3 protein-coding genes are annotated in these 1919 nt (G+C 30.3%); all 3 read left to right on the top strand.

Annotated features, from left to right (window positions below):
* Nucleotides 1–398 (top strand): AAA family ATPase (locus tag ABT186_RS47585; protein ID WP_502973563.1); only part of this gene is annotated, 398 nt, incomplete at its 5' end.
* A 17-nt stretch (nucleotides 399–415) separates the two neighbouring features.
* Nucleotides 416–661 (top strand): hypothetical protein, encoded by a 246-nt coding sequence (locus ABT186_RS47580; RefSeq protein ID WP_351930674.1) that lies wholly within the window; start codon nucleotides 416–418, stop codon nucleotides 659–661.
* A partial coding sequence (locus tag ABT186_RS47575; protein WP_351930672.1) for an ABC transporter permease occupies nucleotides 648–1919 on the top strand: 1272 nt, incomplete at its 3' end. The genes ABT186_RS47580 and ABT186_RS47575, both read left to right, overlap by 14 nt.

Here is a 1919-nt window from a genome sequence, read left to right as displayed (position 1 = left end):
TTTTCCTTGATCCTCAATATCAACCATTAAATAAAATGAGATTACGAACAATTGAGAGTTATTTTTCTCTATTATATCCTCTTTTTGATAGTAAGAGATTTTTGGAATTGATCGAAAAACATCAATTACCTGATGATCAATTTCAAAAATATTCCAAAGGGATGCAATGCTTACTCCTCGTTATTATTGCGCTTTGTTCAAATTGTTCCTATATTATCTTAGATGAACCTCTTGATGGGCTCGATGTTATCGTACGGAAACAGGTTGTTGATTTAATGATCGATGCAATCAGTGATCGAGAGAGAAGTATTATTTTAGCTTCACATAATTTGAATGAGTTGGAAAAGCTAGCGGACCAAGTGCTTTTATTAAAGAACACTCTATTGTTTCTATATTGAATCTTTCTACAGTAAAAATGTCAATCTGTAAACTTCAGATTGCTTTTAAAGACTATGAATTACCTCAGTTTATCAAACAAGAAGCGAAGCATATTACTCATGAAGGCCGAGTAAGCACAGTGATTTTTGAAAATTATAGTGATGAACTTATGGAACGAATAAACAATTGTGAACCACTACTGATTGAAGAACTTCCTTTAACTTTAGAAGATATTTTTATAAGCAAGTTTTCAGGTCATGAGATGACTGATGAAAGAGAGTGAGGAAAGAATGGATAACAAAAAATTGAACAAAATTACTTGGAAACGAGCCAAACCAATCGTTTTAAGTTTAGGAATACTGTTAATATTAATCTCTGTTTTTATTGGATTTAACTCCACAAAAAATTGGCATAGAGAGCAAAACTTTATCCATTCTCAAGAGGCTAGAGACCAATATAATTCATACCTTGCTGCACAAAAAACTGAAGAGGATGATGTAAATAAAAAATATAAAGAAACAAAAGATTACCAAGGAAGTGTCGATTATGCAGAGAACCAGGACGCAGGAATTTTTCTGAAATTTGATTCTAAAACTGGTAAGTTTCATATTCAATCACAGACTTTTAAAGAATTTTACGGTTATATAAGGGCCAAATTATTTTACACGCGAAGTGCGCTGGACTTAACTAATTTTAGATATTTGTTTACGTCCAGAAACGTGTTTCGTGGTTTTACTCTTATTAGCTTATTTTTCATTGTTGCTGGATTTTTAGTATCCTTCTTAAATTACAAGACAAATTTTTTACAGATTTTATTTTCGTCTGGGTATAAAAGAAAACAAATTTTAAAAAGCAGTATATTGACGTCGTTAATTCCTTTATTATTAATGGCAATTACTGCTGTTAGCATTAATTTAGTCATTCTTTATAGTCGCATTCCTCACCAATATATTAATTATCCTCTAGATAAAATTATTTTCTACCAATTTTGCATCTTATTAGTTGCCATTTGTTACTATTTTTTAGGTTTTTTTTCTGGGACTATTTTGGGACAGGGGATTACAGGCGCCTTATCTTTGATCGGCTTTGTCTTTGGATTAGAGTTGATAAAGCAAAATATTTTAGATATCTTGAACAATGTCTTCAACAATATTTTCAATAATAAAAATGATGGAATTTATTATCAATCATTTTTTGTCCGATTTGATACCTATTCACATTGGCTGATATTAGATGGATTTGTTATACTAACTACTTTTCTCTTCTATTTTTCTGCTCAATATTTCTATCAAAGATTAAGTTTAGAGGAGAAAGGAAACTATCTATTATTTCCTAAGTTTCGCTTACCAATTTCTTTGGTTGCAGGGATTTTCACAGCTTATAGTATTTGTGGAAACATTGGACTTGGGAGTAGCTCAATTAATTTACTCATAAGATATAATATACTTCCAGGTATTTTAGTGTTTGTAATCACATTTTGCTTCTTCATGGTACTAAATAATTATAAAAAGATTTATGAAAAAATTGGAATGATAGTTGTA

The organism is Streptomyces sp. NPDC001634, from assembly GCF_040298185.1.
GTDB lineage: Bacteria > Actinomycetota > Actinomycetes > Streptomycetales > Streptomycetaceae > Streptomyces.
This window is presented reverse-complemented; position numbering and strand designations above follow the sequence as displayed.